This is a genomic window from Nocardioides asiaticus, from assembly GCF_040049175.1.
Classification (GTDB): Bacteria; Actinomycetota; Actinomycetes; order Propionibacteriales; family Nocardioidaceae; genus Nocardioides; species Nocardioides cheoyonin.
In genome coordinates, this window is the sequence record NZ_JBDZDM010000002.1 from 805,413 (window position 1) to 821,360 (window position 15,948).

At 71.6% G+C, this 15,948-nt stretch carries 17 protein-coding genes; 9 read left to right on the forward strand and 8 right to left on the reverse strand.

Translation table 11 applies throughout. The features are described from left to right. Positions 1 to 13: 13 nt before the first annotated feature. The 5 genes from mftR (at position 14) to ABLE53_RS09745 (ending at position 4,420) form a co-directional block, all read left to right on the forward strand. Entirely contained in the window at positions 14 to 670 is a 657-nt protein-coding gene (mftR, locus tag ABLE53_RS09725; RefSeq protein WP_348858647.1) for a mycofactocin system transcriptional regulator, read from the forward strand. Positions 671 to 751: 81 nt separating this feature from the next. Next, positions 752 to 1,393, forward strand: a complete 642-nt coding sequence (locus ABLE53_RS09730; RefSeq protein ID WP_348858648.1) for an ABC transporter permease — start codon at positions 752 to 754, stop codon at positions 1,391 to 1,393. Then, positions 1,390 to 2,643: an ABC transporter ATP-binding protein gene (locus tag ABLE53_RS09735; RefSeq protein WP_348858649.1), complete on the forward strand. Its 1,254-nt coding sequence runs from the start codon at positions 1,390 to 1,392 to the stop codon at positions 2,641 to 2,643. The genes ABLE53_RS09730 and ABLE53_RS09735 overlap by 4 nt, the downstream gene beginning before the upstream one ends. Further along, entirely contained in the window at positions 2,640 to 3,431 is a 792-nt protein-coding gene (locus tag ABLE53_RS09740) for an ABC transporter permease (RefSeq protein WP_348858650.1), read from the forward strand. The genes ABLE53_RS09735 and ABLE53_RS09740 overlap by 4 nt, the downstream gene beginning before the upstream one ends. Beyond that, on the forward strand, positions 3,431 to 4,420 hold the full coding sequence (locus ABLE53_RS09745) for a glycine betaine ABC transporter substrate-binding protein (RefSeq protein ID WP_348858652.1): 990 nt from the start codon (positions 3,431 to 3,433) through the stop codon (positions 4,418 to 4,420). Before ABLE53_RS09740 ends, ABLE53_RS09745 begins: the two co-directional genes overlap by 1 nt. An 18-nt stretch (positions 4,421 to 4,438) precedes the next feature. Here the strand turns inward: ABLE53_RS09745 and ABLE53_RS09750 are convergent, their stop codons facing one another. Next, complete coding sequence (locus ABLE53_RS09750; protein WP_348858653.1) at positions 4,439 to 5,203, reverse strand: APH(3') family aminoglycoside O-phosphotransferase; 765 nt, start codon at positions 5,201 to 5,203, stop codon at positions 4,439 to 4,441. A gap of 121 nt (positions 5,204 to 5,324) precedes the next feature. Here ABLE53_RS09750 and ABLE53_RS09755 point away from each other — a divergent pair, with 121 nt between their 5' ends. Genes ABLE53_RS09755 through ABLE53_RS09770 form a run of 4 tightly spaced genes read left to right on the forward strand, consistent with a single transcriptional unit; the run spans position 5,325 to position 9,971 of the window. Beyond that, positions 5,325 to 5,837, forward strand: coding sequence for a (2Fe-2S)-binding protein (locus ABLE53_RS09755; RefSeq protein WP_348858655.1), 513 nt, complete (start codon positions 5,325 to 5,327; stop codon positions 5,835 to 5,837). After that, complete coding sequence (locus tag ABLE53_RS09760; RefSeq protein ID WP_348858656.1) at positions 5,834 to 8,311, forward strand: xanthine dehydrogenase family protein molybdopterin-binding subunit; 2,478 nt, start codon at positions 5,834 to 5,836, stop codon at positions 8,309 to 8,311. The genes ABLE53_RS09755 and ABLE53_RS09760 overlap by 4 nt, the downstream gene beginning before the upstream one ends. Beyond that, a complete protein-coding gene (locus tag ABLE53_RS09765) occupies positions 8,308 to 9,171 on the forward strand; it encodes an FAD binding domain-containing protein (protein WP_348858657.1) in 864 nt (287 codons plus the stop codon). The genes ABLE53_RS09760 and ABLE53_RS09765 overlap by 4 nt, the downstream gene beginning before the upstream one ends. 20 nt (positions 9,172 to 9,191) lie before the next feature. Then, entirely contained in the window at positions 9,192 to 9,971 is a 780-nt protein-coding gene (locus tag ABLE53_RS09770) for an SRPBCC family protein (RefSeq protein ID WP_348858658.1), read from the forward strand. A gap of 97 nt (positions 9,972 to 10,068) precedes the next feature. Here the strand turns inward: ABLE53_RS09770 and ABLE53_RS09775 are convergent, their stop codons facing one another. From ABLE53_RS09775 to ABLE53_RS09805, 7 genes are all read right to left on the reverse strand, one after another. Then, entirely contained in the window at positions 10,069 to 10,785 is a 717-nt protein-coding gene (locus ABLE53_RS09775; protein WP_348858659.1) for a hypothetical protein, read from the reverse strand. Then, complete coding sequence (locus ABLE53_RS09780; RefSeq protein WP_348858660.1) at positions 10,782 to 11,699, reverse strand: vWA domain-containing protein; 918 nt, start codon at positions 11,697 to 11,699, stop codon at positions 10,782 to 10,784. The genes ABLE53_RS09775 and ABLE53_RS09780 overlap by 4 nt, the downstream gene beginning before the upstream one ends. Beyond that, the gene (locus ABLE53_RS09785) at positions 11,696 to 12,694 is read right to left on the reverse strand and encodes a VWA domain-containing protein (protein WP_348858661.1); all 999 of its coding nucleotides are present in this window, start codon (positions 12,692 to 12,694) and stop codon (positions 11,696 to 11,698) included. The genes ABLE53_RS09780 and ABLE53_RS09785 overlap by 4 nt, the downstream gene beginning before the upstream one ends. Before the next feature lie 13 nt (positions 12,695 to 12,707). Continuing rightward, on the reverse strand, positions 12,708 to 13,202 hold the full coding sequence (locus ABLE53_RS09790) for a hypothetical protein (RefSeq protein ID WP_348858662.1): 495 nt from the start codon (positions 13,200 to 13,202) through the stop codon (positions 12,708 to 12,710). Beyond that, on the reverse strand, positions 13,189 to 14,070 hold the full coding sequence (locus tag ABLE53_RS09795; protein ID WP_348858663.1) for a DUF58 domain-containing protein: 882 nt from the start codon (positions 14,068 to 14,070) through the stop codon (positions 13,189 to 13,191). The genes ABLE53_RS09790 and ABLE53_RS09795 overlap by 14 nt, the downstream gene beginning before the upstream one ends. After that, positions 14,067 to 15,083: an AAA family ATPase gene (locus ABLE53_RS09800; protein ID WP_348858664.1), complete on the reverse strand. Its 1,017-nt coding sequence runs from the start codon at positions 15,081 to 15,083 to the stop codon at positions 14,067 to 14,069. Before ABLE53_RS09800 ends, ABLE53_RS09795 begins: the two co-directional genes overlap by 4 nt. A 113-nt stretch (positions 15,084 to 15,196) precedes the next feature. After that, positions 15,197 to 15,826: an alpha-ketoglutarate-dependent dioxygenase AlkB gene (locus ABLE53_RS09805; RefSeq protein ID WP_348858665.1), complete on the reverse strand. Its 630-nt coding sequence runs from the start codon at positions 15,824 to 15,826 to the stop codon at positions 15,197 to 15,199. Between the last annotated feature and the right edge of the window lie 122 nt (positions 15,827 to 15,948).

Genomic DNA, 15,948 nt, shown 5'->3' on the forward strand with positions numbered 1-15,948 from the left:
ATTAATGGCACTCGTGGCCACAAGGAACCGTCCGAACGGACGGGCTCGATCCGGGCTTCTGCCGGACGGAAGCCCGCCGCCGGGCCGTGGGCGCCCGGTCGCGACCTCCCACGGCGAGATCGAGCAGGCCGCGTTCAGGCTGTTCGCCGAGCGCGGCTTCGCCGCCACGACCCTCGACGCGATCGCCGCCGAGGTGGGGGTCGGCCGGCGTACCGTCACCCGCTACCACCGGTCCAAGAACGACATCCCATGGGGACGGTTCGACCTCACCCTGATCGGCTTCCGGGAGATCCTCGACGGCCAGCCCGAGGACCTGCCGCTGCACGAGGCCGTCCACCGGGGCGTCCTCGCCTTCAACCGGTTCCCCGACGACGCCCGCCCGCCGCATCGCGAGCGGATGCGGCTGATCCTCACCACCCCCGAGCTCCAGGCCCACTCCGTGCTCCGCTACCAGGAGTGGCGCCGGGTCATCGCCGAGTACGTCGCCCGCCGTACCGGCGGGGCGCCCGACGACCTCCTCCCGCGCGTGGTCGGGCAGGTCTCGTTGGCGCTCGCCCTGGCGGCGTACGACGCCTGGCTGGCCGACGGGACCACCCCGGTCCCGGTGCTCCTCGACCGCGCGATGGGCGGCCTGCGGGCCTACCTTGAGGGCGGCGCGGACATACCCTGAGTACGCCGCCGGACACGTCGGTGTGGTTAGGTAGGCGTCGCTTTTTTCGCCCGATGACCGACTCGGAGGTGGGCCAGGCGGATGTGGGACTTCATCGAGGACCGTCACCGCGAGATCCTCTACAACGGCTTCCAGCACGCCTACCTGGTCGTGCTCGCGGTCGCTCTCGCGACCGTCATCGCCGTGCTGCTCGCGGTCCTCGTGACCCGGGTCCCGCGGCTGGCCGGCGTGGCCAACACGCTCAGCGCGATCGGGCTGACCATCCCGTCGTTCGCGCTCGTCGGGCTGCTGATGCCGGCCACCGGCATCGGCGCGACCAGCTCGCTGATCTGCGTCTGCTTCTACGCCGTGCTGCCGATCCTGCGGAACGCCGTGGTCGGCCTCCAGGGGGTCGACCCGGCGCTGGTCGAGTCGGCCCGCGGCATGGGCATGCACGGGTTCGCCGTCTTCGCGCGGGTGCGGCTGCCGCTCGCCTGGCCGGTGATCCTCGCCGGCATCCGGGTCTCGCTGCAGATGTCGATGGGCGTCGCGGCCATCGCGGCCTACATCCTCGGGCCGGGGCTCGGCAGCTACATCTTCACCGGCATCGCGCAGATCGGCGGGAAGAACGCGCTCAACTACGCGCTCGTCGGCACCCTCGGTGTCGTCGTCCTCGCCCTCGTCCTCGACCTGCTGCTGCTCCTGCTGGGGCGCGTGACCACCTCGAAGGGAATCCGAGTATGAGCACCACCGAGACCACGCCCGACCAGAGCCCCGAGCACGCCGGGACGGGCCCCGCGATCAGCGGTGCCCGGATCGAGTTCGACAACGTCGTGAAGCGCTACCCGGGCCAGGACGCGCCGGCGGTCGACTCGCTCAGCCTCACCATCCCGGCCGGCGAGATCGTCATGTTCATCGGCCCGTCCGGCGGCGGGAAGACCACCTCGCTGAAGATGATCAACCGGCTGATCGAGCCCACGTCGGGCACGATCAGGATCGACGGCGAGGACGTTCGGACCAAGAGCGTCGACGAGCTGCGACGCCGGGTCGGCTACGTCATCCAGGGCGGGAGCCTCTTCCCCCACATGACCGTCGCGCGCAACATCGCAATCGTGCCGAAGCTGCTCGGCTGGGACCGGGCCCGGATCAACGAGCGCGTCGACGAGCTGCTCGACCTCGTCGGCCTCGACCCGGCGCAGTACCGCGACCGCTACCCGCGTGAGCTCTCCGGCGGCCAGCAGCAGCGCGTCGGCGTGGCCCGCGGGCTGGCCGCGGACCCGCCGGTGATCCTGATGGACGAGCCGTTCGGCGCCGTCGACCCGATCACCCGGCAGCGGCTCCAGGACGAGCTGCTCTCGATCCAGCGCGAGCTGCGCAAGACGATCGTGATGGTCACCCACGACATCGACGAGGCGGTCAAGCTCGGCGACCGGCTGCTGGTGCTGGAGCCGGGCGGCCGGCTCGCACAGTACGACACCCCCGAGAACATCCTGGCGGCGCCGGCGAACGAGTTCGTCGACGACTTCGTCGGCTCCGGGTCGGCGCTCAAGCAGCTGACGCTGTCCCGCGTCTCCGAGATCGAGCTGACGCAGCGTACGACGGCGAGGGTGGGGGAGCGGACCGCCGACGCGCTCGCCCGGGCGAAGGCCGCCGGCGACGCCGCCGTGGTCGTCCTCGACAACCGCAACCGGCCGGTCGGCTGGTGGTTCCTGCGCCAGCTCCGCTCCGAGACGATCGGCGCCGGTGACCGGGAGAAGCTGGTCACGGTCGACGAGCGCGCGACGCTCAACGACGCGCTCGACGTCATGCTCACCTCGAGCCACGGCGGCGCGATCGTCACCGGCGAGCGGGACCAGTACCTCGGCATCGTCGACTTCGACAGCGTCACCGACCACATGCGCGCGGTCGAGCAGCAGGCGGCCGCCGAGACCGAGGCGGCCGCCGCGGCTGCTGCCGACGCGGGGGCCGCGGCCGACACGGAGGCGCCGGCGTGACGGCGACGACCGAGGTCACGGCCGAGGAGGCCCGCCCTCGGCGTACGCGCCGACGCCGGGCCGCCGGCGAGTCCCGCGCGCTGCTGTTCGTGCTGCCCGCGCTGGTCGTCGTCGTCTTCCTCGGCTACGTGTGGTGGCGCCAGACCGCCGACCTCGACGAGATCGAGCGGTCGACGCTGGCCTGGCCGGCGATCCGGGACGAGCTCGTCCAGCACCTCAAGCTGACGGTCGTCTCCTCGCTCATCGTCGTCGCGGTCGCCGTACCCCTCGGGATCCTGCTGACCCGCGGGCGGGCGCGCATCGTCGCCCCGGTCGTGGTCGCGATCGCCAACGCGGGCCAGGCCGCCCCCTCGATCGGGCTGGTCGTCCTGCTGGCGATCTGGCTGGGATTCGGCTTCTGGACGGCCGTGCTCGCCCTGTCGCTGTACGGCCTGCTGCCGGTGCTGCGCAACACCATCACCGGCCTGCAGGGCGTCGACCCGACCCTCGTCGAGGCGGGCCGCGGGATCGGGATGTCGGCCGTCGCCGTCCTCCTCCGCGTGGAGCTGCCGCTGGCGCTGCCGGTCATCATGGCCGGCGTACGCACCGCGCTCGTGCTCGTCGTCGGCACGGCCGCCCTGGTCACGTTCATCGGCGCCGGCGGACTCGGCGCCGCCCTGACCTCGGGCATCACCCTCTTCCGCTACCCGGCGATCGTGGCCTCCGCGGTGCTCATCGCCCTGCTGGCCCTGCTCATCGAGTGGATCGGCCGCGTGCTCGAGATCGTCTTCCGACCGAAGGGCATCTGATGCGCCTGCGCAGCACCCTCCTGGCCGTCCTCGTCACCCTGGCCGTCGCCACGTCGGGCTGCTCGATCGGGCTCGGTACGGCGGGCGGCTACTCGCCGAGCGGCCAGCTCGCCGGTCCGCTGGCCGACGTGAAGCGCCTCGACGGGGCGACCATCTCCGTCGGCTCGAAGAACTTCACCGAGCAGGTGCTGCTCGGGAAGATGACGGTGATCCTGCTCAAGTCGGCCGGCGCCGACGTCAAGGACCTCACCAACATCCCGGGGAGCGCCGCGGCGCGGCAGGCGCAGCTGGTCAACCAGGTGCAGATGGAGTGGGAGTACACCGGCACCGCCTGGCTCACCTACCTCGGCCACGACAAGCCGATCCCGCAGTCGCACCAGCAGTACGTCGCGGTCCGCGACGAGGAGCTGAAGGAGAACAACCTCGTCTGGCTGCCGCCGACTCCGATGAACGACACCTACGACATGGCGGTCACCCAGCAGACGGCGAAGAAGTACGGGCTCACGAGCCTCTCCGACATCGCGAAGGTGCCGGTCGCGGACCGGACGTTCTGCGTCGAGTCCGAGTTCACCGACCGACCCGACGGGCTGAAGGGCATGCTCGACACGTACGGCGTCCCGCTCGGCAGCGCGAAGGGCGTCCCGCGGAAGAACCTGCTGACCCTTCAGACCGGGGCGATCTACGACGCCACCGCGAAGGGCGACTGCACCTTCGGCGAGGTGTTCACCACCGACGGCCGGATCCAGGCGCTCAACCTGATCGCGCTGAAGGACGACAAGAGCTTCTTCCCGAAGTACAACGGCTCGCTCGTCGTACGCAAGGAGCTTCTCGACGAGTACCCGCAGATCGCCGACCTGATCGCGCCGGTGAGCCAGCGGCTGACCAACCCGGTGATCGCCAAGCTCAACGCGGAGGTCGACGTCGAGGGCCGCGAGCCCGCCGACGTGGCGTACGAGTGGCTGAAGAGCCAGGGTCTCGTCACCGACTGACCCCGGCTCGCAGTTCGGTCAGAAGAACTCGTCGAGCAGCCGGTAGTAGTCCAGCCGCCACGGGTCGGCCTCGACCGGGTAGGTGGCGAGCAGCCGCTGTGCGCACTCGAGGCCGTACTGCGGGTTGAGGTGCCGCGCCGCCATCGACCGCGTCATCAGCGCGAGGTCGGCGTGGCAGTCGGCGACCCCGAGCCGGCCGACGTCGACGACACCGGTGACGTCGTACGTCTCGGGGTCGACGATCACGTTCGGCAGGCAGTAGTCGCCGTGGCAGACCACCAGGTCGATGTCCTCCTCCAGGGAGGCGCGCAGTGCGCCGTCGTGGAGCTCCTCGAGCAGCTCGGGGGCGGTGCGGCCGAGGCGGGAGAGGTCGAAGTCCGTCTCGTCGACGAGACCCGCCGCGACGTGCTCGGCGGCCGCCGGCAGCGTTACCTCGAGCCTGCGGTCGAAGGGGCACTCGTCGACGTCGAGGTCGTGCAGGTCGGTGAGGTACATCGCGATGGACGAGGTCGCCCGTGCGGTGGCGTACGGCGGGACCTCGCTCGCCGGGATGCCCGGGACGGTGGTCGTCACCATCGTCCAGGTGTCCCCGCCGTCGTACCACTCCGCGACGACAGCGGTCTCCAGCCCGGCCTCGCAGAGCCAGATGAGTCTGTCGCGCTCCGCGACGAGCTCCTCCTTGGCAGGCTCCGAGGTCGCCGACTTGGCATAGCAGCGCCCGTCAGGGCTACGGCGCACGACGGTGTCCGATCGCCCGTGCGTCACCACGTGCCAGTCCTCCACGAATCGTCACTGTAAGGAACGGGCCGGTCAGCCCGCTGCTGTGCGGTCTGCACCAACCAGTACCCAACCGTCCCGCTCCTAGTGTGAATGACGCCACATCGGCTCGTTTCAGGGAGTCTTCATGACCCGGATCAACCTCACCGTCGACGGCATGAGGGTCGCCGACGACGTCGAACCACGCACGCTCCTCGTGCACTACCTGCGCGAGAGACTCGGCAAGACCGGCACGGTCATCGGCTGCGACACCAGCAACTGCGGTGCCTGCACGGTCCACCTCGACGGCCAGTCCGTGAAGTCCTGCAACGTGCTCGCCGTGCAGGCCGACGGACACGAGGTCACCACCATCGAGGGCCTCGCCGCCACCGCGGACGGCGAGCTGCACCCGGTCCAGGAGGCGTTCCGCGAGTGCCACGGCCTCCAGTGCGGCTTCTGCACACCGGGGATGATCATGGCCGCCGCCGACCTGCTCAAGCGCAACCCGCAGCCCTCCGAGGAGGAGATCCGCGAGGGTCTCGAGGGCAACCTGTGCCGCTGTACCGGCTACCACAACATCGTGCGCGCGGTGCAGTACGCCTCCGGCCACCTCGCCGCCGCCGCGAACGGCCGGGGCGCCACCGAGGAGGTCGTGGGATGACCACCACCGAGGCCCGCCCGCTCCCGGCCAAGGAGATCGGCCGCGACCGCCGCCGCAAGGAGGACCAGCGCCTCATCACCGGCCGGACCCGCTGGACCGACAACATCACGCTCCCGGGCATGCTCCACCTCGCGATGGTGCGCAGCCCGTTCGCCCACGCCCGGATCACCTCGGTCGACACCAGCGCCGCGAAGGAGAGCACCGGCGTCGTCGCCGTGGTGACCGGCGCCGACTTCGACGAGAGCCTCGGCGTCTGCATCAACGCCTGGCCCATCACGCCGGACCAGAAGGCGCCCACGCATCCGCCGATCGCGACCGACACGGTCAACTTCGCCGGCGAGATCGTCGCCGTGGTCGCCGCCCGCTCCGCCGCGGAGGCGCGCGACGCCGCCGAGCAGGTCCTCGTCGAGTACGACGAGCTCCCGGCGGTGGTGGACCTCGAGGAGGCGCTGGACGACTCCGTGCTCGCCCACCCGGACCTCGGCACGAACAAGAGCGCTCTGTGGGTCTTCGACAGCGCCCAGGCCGGCACCGGCGGCAGCGTCGACGACGCGATCGCCGCCGCCCGCCAGGACGGCATCGTCCTCGAGCGGACCTACCGCCAGCAGCGGCTGATCCCGGCGTTCATGGAGCCGCGCAGCGTCGTCGTCGACCCGACCGGCGAGCAGATCACCGTCTGGAGTGCGACCCAGATCCCGCACATCCTGCGGTTCGCGCTCGCCGCGACCACCGGGGTGCCCGAGTCGAAGATCCGGGTGATCGCCCCCGACGTCGGCGGCGGCTTCGGCGGCAAGCTCCAGCAGACCCCCGAGGAGATGCTCGCCTTCGCCGTGGCCCGCCGGATCGGCAAGCCGGTGAAGTACACCGAGACCCGCTCCGAGTCCCTCATGGCCGCCCATCACGGCCGTGACCAGATCCAGAAGCTCACCCTCTCGGCCGACAAGGACGGCCGGGTCACCGGGCTCAAGGTCGAGCTGAGCGCCAACCTCGGCGCCTACGTCGCGCTCGTCGGCGGCGGCGTACCGGTCCTCGGCGCCTTCATGTTCAACGCGATCTACAAGTTCCCCGCCTACCAGTTCAACTGCCAGACGGTGTTCACCAACACCGCCTGGACCGACGCCTACCGCGGCGCCGGCCGACCGGAGGCGACGTACGCCATCGAGCGGCTGATGGACGAGCTCGCCGCCGAGGTGGGCAAGGACCCGCTCGAGGTGCGCGAGCTGAACTGGATCAAGCACGAGGAGTTCCCGTTCACCACCGTCGCCGGGCTCGAGTACGACTCCGGCAACTACGAGGCGGCCACCGCGCGCGCCAAGGAGATGTTCGAGTACGACGCCCTCCGCGCCGAGCAGGCCGAGCGCCGCGCCAAGGGTGACCCGGTCCAGCTCGGCATCGGCATCTCGACGTTCACCGAGATGTGCGGGCTCGCGCCGAGCCGCGTGCTCGGCAGCCTCGACTACGGCGCCGGTGGCTGGGAGCACGCGGAGATCCGGATGCTGCCGACCGGCAAGGTCGAGGTCGTCACCGGAGCGAGCGCCCACGGGCAGGGCCACGAGACGGCCTTCAGCCAGATCGTCGCCGACCGGCTCGGGGTGCCGTTCGAGGACGTCGAGATCCTCCACGGCGACACGATGGTCTCGGCCAAGGGCCTCGACACCTACGGCTCGCGGTCGCTGGTGGTCGGCGGCGAGGCCGTCGTACGCGCGGCCGACAAGGTGCTCGAGAAGGCCCGCCCCATCGCGGCCCACCTCCTCGAGGCGTCGGTCGACGACCTGGAGTTCAAGGACGGCCGGTTCGGCGTGAAGGGCACCGACCAGGGGATCGCGCTCACCGAGGTCGCGACCGCCGCCTTCGCCGCGCACAACCTCCCCGACGGCGTCGAGGCCAGCCTCGACTCCGAGGCGACGTTCGACCCGATCAACTTCAACTTCCCGCACGGTACGCACCTGTGCGCGGTCGAGGTCGATACGGAGACCGGGCAGACCTGGATGCGGAAGTACGTCGCCTGCGACGACATCGGCGTCATCATCAACCCGCTGATCGTCTCCGGCCAGGTCCACGGCGGCCTGGTGCAGGGGATCGCGCAGGCGCTGTGGGAGGAGGCGGTCTACGACGACACGGGCACCCTCGTGACCGGGTCGTTCGTCGACTACCTGCTGCCGACCGCGGCCGACACGATCAGCTTCGACGTCGACCACACCACCTCGCCGGCGACCAGCAACTCGCTCGGCGCCAAGGGCGTCGGGGAGGCCGGCACCATCGCCTCCACGCCAGCGGTCGTCAACGCGGTCGTCGACGCGCTGCGGCCGTACGGCGTCCACGACGTACGCATGCCCTGCACGCCCGAGCGGGTGTGGCGGGCCATCCAGGAGGGCAGCGCCGGTGGCGAGACCACCGGTGCGGCCGCCCCGCACTTCGACGCCTCGACGGGCATGGAAGGCACCGTCGACCGCACGTCAGGAGCAGACGAATGATCCCCGCACCGTTCGACTACGTCGCCCCGACCACGCTCGACGAGGCGCTCGCCGCGCTCAACGAGCACAGCTCCGCGGGCGACGACGTGAAGATCATCGCCGGCGGGCAGAGCCTCCTGCCCGTCCTGCGGATGCGGCTCAACGCGCCGGAGTGGATCGTCGACCTCGGTCGGATCGACTCGCTCCGCGGCGTACGCGACGACGGCGACGCCATCGTCATCGGCGCCATGACGCCGCACTCGGTGGTCGCCACCGATCCGCTCGTCAACGAGCACGCGGCGCTCATCGCGCGTGCGACCGAGACGGTCGCCGACGAGCAGGTCAGGCACCGCGGCACCTTCGGGGGCGCCCTCGCCCACGCCGACCCTGCCGGGGACCTGGGGGCTCCGGCGCGGGCGCTGGGGGCGCAGTTCGTCGTCGCCGGCAGCGGCGGGACCCGGACGGTCGAGGCCGACGACTTCTTCCAGGGCCTCTTCGAGACGGCGATCACCGAGGACGAGATCCTTGCCGAGGTGCGGATCCCGAAGCACACCGGCTGGGGGGCCCACTACGAGAAGTTCGTCCGCGTCGCCCACCAGTGGCCCATCGTCGCCGTCGGCGCGAGCGTCAAGGTGGACGGAGGCACGATCTCCGGCGCCGCCGTCGGACTGACCAACATGGGGCAGACGCCGCTGCGTGCCCGCGCGGTCGAGGAGGCCCTCGTCGGCAGCGCGCCGACCGAGGACGTCGTACGCTCGGCTGCAGAGAGGGCCGTCGACGGTGCCGAGCCGCCGTCGGACCTCAACGGCGACGCCGACTATCGTCGCCACCTCGTCACCGTGCTCACCCGACGGGCGATCCTCGCCGCGCTGGGATCTTAAGGATCTGGAAGGACGACACCTTGGACCTGACCCACACCTTCACCGTCCCCACGCCGATCGAGGAGACCTGGGCGAAGTTCCAGGACATCGCCTCCCTCGCGGAGTGCTTCCCGGGCGCCCAGGTGACCTCGGTCGAGGGCGACAGCTTCCAGGGCACCGTCAAGGTCAAGCTCGGGCCGATCGCGCTCGTCTACGCCGGCTCCGGCACCTTCGTCACCAAGGACGAGGCCGCCCACAAGCTGGTCGTCGAGGCGAAGGGGCGGGACAAGCGCGGCAACGGCACCGCCGGGGCGACCGCGACGCTGACGATGGCCGAGGACGGCGGCGGCACCTCCGTGGAGGTCCTCACCGATCTGTCGATCACGGGCAAGCCGGCGCAGTTCGGCCGGGGCGTCATGCAGGACGTCTCCGACAAGCTGCTGGGTCAGTTCGTCCAGTGCCTCGAGCAGCGGACGGCGACCGAGCCCGAGCCGACCGCGGAGGCGCCCGCCGAGCCGGCGGCACCGGCCGAGGAGACGGCTGCCGCTGCGGCTGCCGCCGCCCAGTCCGCCGGGACGGTGGTCGAGCCGCCGGAGCGAGGCACGAGCGACGGCGCGTCGAGACCAACACAGCCAGCAGGCACGGCGTCGGCCCCGAGCACGGCGTCGGCCCCGAGCAGCAGCGCCCCGAGCGACGACGCGCTCGACCTCGGCGCGACGGTGCTGCCGGTGCTGATCAAGAGCTACGGCAAGCAGGTCGCCGCCGGGCTCGGCGCGCTGCTCGGGCTGGTGCTGCTCGTCCGGCTGTTGCGCAGGCACTGACCGCTGGCCGGGCGGGGCCGCGGACGGCGGTGACTGCACAACCATCCGACGCTCTGGATCGGTTGCTCAGGCACCGCTGCTGCCGGGGTCTGCGGCCTCACCACTGGTAGTCGTAGCCGAAGTCGCCGTAGTCGCGGTCGTCCCTCGACCGGTCCCGGTCGTCGCGACCCTGGCGGTTCTTCTCCTGCAGCTTCTTCAGCTTGTCCTTCTCCTCGGGGCTGGGCTGCTGTTGCTGCCGGTCCTTGTCGTTCTTGGGCTTCGACTGCTGCCTCGAGGAGCTCTTGAGCTTGTCCTCGAGGCGCTTCTTGACGGTCGCGGCGTCCTTCGACTGCAGCTTGCCCTGGCCCGAGTGGTGCGGGCAGTCGCCGGCGTCGAGGACGGCGATGCCGTGCTTCCACGCCTTGACGGCCTCCTCGTGCGACCCGGCCTCCGCGGCGCCGTCGCCGATCTTCTCGTCGGCGAGCGCGAGGTTGATCCGCACGGTGCACTCGTGCTCGTGGGGCACCGTGGCGAGCGCCTCGGTGTAGAGCGTCCGCGCCCGCGGGTAGTCGGTGAGCAGGAAGGCCGCGTCGCCGGAGTCGTACGGCGCCAGCCAGCGCTCGAGGATGTTGAACGACCGGTTGGCGGAGTACTCCTCCAGCGCCACTGCCCCGTCGCGCTGGTCCCACGCCTCGATCCCGGCGCTGTCGTGATGGGTCATCAGCAGGACCTTGACGAAGAACGCCACGGCGAGCACGAGCGGGAGCAGCCCGATGAGGTAGAGCACCCGGCGGTGGTGGGCCAGCCGCAGGTCGCGGGGGTCGGTGCGGGTCATCGCAGCAGCCCCTTCACCTCGCGGATGCGGCGGCGGTGGGGCAGGAGCTCCCAGATCAACAGCGGCACGAGCACGATCCCGAAGACCCAGGTGATCTCGCGCTCGTGGTGGCCCGTGCCACCCGACCTCGCGGGCGCCGCCCGGAAGGACCGCGCGGCCTCGGCGAGACTCGCGTCGTCCCGCTCGGTGCGGTGCTGGAACGAGATGTCGAGCTGGCTCGCCACGCTGCGCAGGTTGCCGGTGTCGATCCGGGAGACGGCGTCGCGGGCGGAGTCCGGGTCGGTCATGTAGCCCTGCCCGGGCCGCTCGTCGTCGATCAGCATCTTGCCGCCCTGCTCGGTGCCGTAGCCGAGGACGACGCCGCCGTCGACGTACTTCTTCAGCGGCTCGAACGACGCCTGGTCGCCGCCCGCGGTGTTCTCCCCGTCGCTGACGAAGACGACGATCCGGCGCCGGTCGGGATGCTGGTCGACGTCGTCGGCGAGCACCGTCTGCATCTGCTCCAGCGGGCTGTCGATCCGCGAGCCCACGCCGTCGAAGGGCCCCTCGGGCTTGATCGTCTGGGCGAACGCGCTGAAGGCGGCGGTGTCGGTGGTGTACGGCAGCTCGAGGCGTACGACGTCGCCGCCGAAGGTGATGCCGGCGAACCGCGCGCCGGGCAGGTCATCGGCGAGCGTGACGAGGTCGTCGATCGCGAGCGAGAGCCGGGGCTTGCCGCCGGGACCGTCGAGCGCGTCCATCGACCGGGTCCGGTCCACGACCACGAGGACGTCGAGGTCGGTCCGGTGCAGGACCGTCTTCGCCTCGCCCCACCCGGGCCTGACCAGGATGACGACCATCACCGCCACGATGAGCACGCGGCGTACGACGGTCAGCACCTGCCGCAGGGCCGGATTCGCGAGGCCGGGGCTCATGACGCGCTCCCGATCCGGCGTACGAGCGCCACTCCCCAGCCAAAGAGCAGCATCAGCACGCCGACCCCGGTCACGGCGATCGCGGCGCCGGGCTTCTCCTCGACGCTGAGCTGCGGCGGCTCCTGGACTCGCTCGGACTCGAGCGCGTCGATGCCGGCGACGATGCTCTCGGTCGAGCCGTCCTCGCCGAGCAGCGAGAAGGTGCCGCCGGTCGCGCGCATCGCGTCCTCGAACTCGGCCCGCGCCTGCGGCTCGGCCGCGAGGTCGAGGGAGCCGATGCCGTAGAGGCGCACGTCGTGCTTCTTGGCGTAGGTCGCCACGTCCTTCCAGCTGAAGATCGGGGCGCCGCCCTGCGGGTCGTTGTCGGAGGCGACGATGACGGCCCGGCCGCGGTCCTCGCCGGCATGGTCGAACCGCTGCGTGCACGAGACGATGCCGTCGGTGATGATCGAGGCGCGCCGGCCGAGGAAGGTGCCGGCCATGTAGTCGAGGTCCTGCATGCTGAAGGCGTCGGCGGCCTTGCGGAGCTGCTCGCGGACGAAGTCGTAGTCGTCGGTGAGCGGGAAGACCGTGACGGCCGCGTCGCTCCACAGCACCAGGCTGATCCGCTCGCCGCGGAGCTGGTCGACGATGTTCGTGTAGGCGTCGAGCACCTCGGCGTCCTCGTCGAACATCGACGTCGAGGCGTCCATGCAGAGCACGACGTCGCGGGTCGCGTGGCTGCGCTCGCTGACCGCGGTGGCCTGCGGCCGGGCCGCCAGCCAGACCGCCCCGGTGGCCGCGACGAGCACGGCCACCGTCATCCAGCGGGCCAGCAGCACCTCGCGCCGCGCCAGCGCACGGAACCGGTCGAGGATGCGGATCCGGTCGGAGTGGGCGACCAGCAGCGCGTCGGCCGGCGTACGCCGCCGCGAGCGGACCACCGACCACGCGACCAGGGCAGCCACCACGAGGGCGGCGAGGCCGAGCCCGAGCCAGGGCCACTTCAGATCCATCCGCGCACCGCCCTCATCCCCAGGTCCCCACGACCTCGCGGGCGCGCGAGACGGCCTCGGGGAAGCGGTCCTGCGCGTGGCCCTCGTCGCCGGGCGCGAACGACGGCGGGTACATCAGCGCGACCGCCTCCGCCAGCGGCCGCACGCCCGCCGCGCGGAGGTCGGCGAGGGTCATCCGGTCGGCGGGCAGCGGGGTCACCTCGCCGACGTAGGACCGGACGGTGAGGCTGACCCGCTGGTGCCCCTCGCGGGCGGTGATGACGCCGTCGACGACCGCCCGCTCGATCCGGTCCAGCTCGGCGAGGTGCAGCGGCCGCGGGTCGCGCCGCGGCGGGGGTGGCGCGGGCGGTGGCGGCGGCTCGGGCTTGACCCGCGCCCGGGTCCACCAGGTGACGACGGCGAAGTAGACCGCCACCAGCACCAGGCCGAGCAGCGCCAGCCACAGCCACAGCTCGGAGTGGCTGATCGGGCCGTGGAACTCGCGCGGGAGGTCGTCAGCGACGGGCATGCCGGTGCCTCTCCAGGAGCCGGAAGACCGCCCCGAGCGCGGTCCGCTCGTCGCGCACGCGCTCGTAGGCGATCGCGAGGCCGTCGAGGGTCTCGCGCATGATCTCGTCCTCGGCGGCGGAGTAGGCGGCGTACTCCCGGGCCAGCTCACCGTCGCGCAGCCACTCCGGCAGCCGCCGGCCCGACGCGATCTCGACGGCGCCCCCGCGGCCCTGGTCGAGGGTGGGGTCGAGGTCGTCGAGCGTCACGAACAGCACCTCGTGCTGGACCGCGAGCCGGCGCAGCGCCGCCTCCAGCCCGGGCTCGACGGTGTGCTCGTCGGAGACCACCACGAGGATCGCCCGTCGGCGTACGCTCCGGGCGACGTGGCGCAGCAGCGCGACCAGGTCGGACTCGCCGGCGGACGGCGACACCGCGTCGTGGACGGCGGCGAGCGACTGCTCCAGCGCGACCTCGGTCTCGGCGGCCGGCAGCAGCCGCTGCCGGTCGCGGTCGCCCTCGACGATGCTGACCCGGTCGCCGTGGCGTACGGCGAGCCAGCCGACCACTCCGGCCACGAAGACCGCGAGGTCGCGCTTGACCGCCGTCGGGGTCAGCTGGGCGGCCATCGAGCGCCCGGTCGACACCGCGACCACGACGAGGTGCTGTCGCTCGGCGGTGAACCGCTTGACGAGCAGCTGCCGGCTGCGGGCGGTGGCCTTCCAGTCGATGTCCTTGACGTCGTCGCCCCGGACGTACTCCCGCAGATCGTTGAAGTCCATGCTCCGACCGGTCTGCCGCGAGGCGTACTCGCCCTCGAGCAGGCCGACGACCTTCCGGTGCGCGTGGATCGCGACCCGGGCCTTGATCCGCGGGAGGTAGGTGGTCATGGGCTCGGGACCGCCCTGACGAGCGCGTCGACGATCGTCTCCGGCGCCACCCGCTCGGCGAGCGCCTCGAAGCTGAGGTGGAGCCGGTGCCGCAGCACGCTGTGGCGCAGGTCGCGGACGTCGTCGGGGGTGACGTAGCTCCGCCCCTGCAGCAGCGCCACCGCGCGGGCCGACTGGAAGAAGGCGACGCTGGCGCGGGGGCTGGCGCCGAACTCGACGTAGGCCGCCGCTTGCGGGCCCAGGACGGCGCCGATGTTCCGGCTGGCGTGGACGAGCGCCACGATGTAGCGCTTGATCGCGGGGTCGACATAGACCCGCTTGGCGAGCTCCTGCAGCTCGATCACGTCGGCGGGTGTCGCGACCGGCTCGGTGTCGGCGTGGTCGGGGCCGAGGGTGCCGCTCTCGATCCGGTCGAGCACCGTCAGCTCGTCGGCCTCGTCCGGGTAGGTGACGACCTCCTTGAGCAGGAACCGGTCCATCTGCGCGTGCGGGAGGACGTAGGTGCCCTCCTCCTCGATCGGGTTCTGCGTCGCGAGGACCATGAACGGCCGCGGCAGCGGATGGACGACGCCGGCGATCGAGGTCTGCCGCTCCTGCATCGCCTCCAGGGTGGCCGACTGGGTCTTCGCGCTGGACCGGTTGATCTCGTCGAGGAGGACGAAGTTGGCGTGCACCGGCCCGAGCTGGGTCTCGAACTCGTGGTTGCGCGGGTCGTAGACCTGGGTCCCGATGATGTCGCTCGGCAGCAGGTCCGGGGTGCACTGGATCCGGGAGAAGTGCGCGTCGACGGTCTGCGACAGGGTGGACGCCGCGAGGGTCTTGGCGAGGCCGGGGACGCTCTCGAGGAGCACGTGGCCCTCGGCCAGCAGCGCCACCAGCAGCGCGCTGCGGAGCCGCTCCTGGCCGACGACCCGCTCGCTGAACGCGGTGGTGATCCGGCCGAGGAGCTCACCGGCGCGGGCCAGCTCGCTCTGGGAGGGCGGGGGTGCTGCGGTGGCGGCGGTCGCGGTCATCGTGGCCTTCCGGTCGCTTCCGGGTCGACGGGGACCAGTCTCCCCTGGCCCCGATCTTCCCTCGTCCCCGAAATCCGCAAACCCCCGGCCGGTGGTCCGGCCTCTCGCGCGGCTCAGAAGACGTTGATCGGGCGGAACTGCACGGAGATCCGCGGACCGGCGTGGGCGACCTTCGGGACGGCGTGCTCCCAGGTCCGCTGGCAGCTGCCGCCCATGACGAGCAGGTCGCCGTGGCCCATCTCGATCGACGTGGACTCGCCCCCGCCGCGCGGGCGGAGCGCCAGCTTGCGCGGGTCGCCGACGGAGAGGATCGCGACCATCGTGTCGCTGGTGCGGCCGCGGCCGAACCGGTCGCCGTGCCAGGCGACCGAGTCGCGACCGTCGCGGTAGTAGCAGCAGCCGGCCGTGACGAACGGCTCGCCGAGCTCGTCGGCGTAGTGGGCCGAGAGCGCCCTGCGGGTCGCGGTGAGCGCGGGGTGGGGCAGCTCGTCGTCCTTCAGGTAGGTGTGGACGAGACGGGGGACGTCGACCACGCGCTCGTACATCTGCCGACGCTCGGCCCGCCACGGCACGTCGCGGACGAGGGTGTCGAAGACGTCGTCGGCGTCGGGCAGATAGCCGCGGCGGACGTCGACCCAGGCGCCCCGGGAGAGCGGGATGCGCTCGAAGCCGTCGTCGCCCAGCGGGCGCTCGCCGAGTTCGCCGTCACCGGCGGGTGCGAAGAGCGTGGCCTGGAAGTCCATGCCCTCCACCATAACCCCGGAGGTCGAAAATGTGTTCGAAGTTCGCCATTCTCAGGACGGGCGGCGATTTGCTACCTACTGTTCTCGCCATGGAGCAGGCGGTGGCACCCCCCGGAGGGACA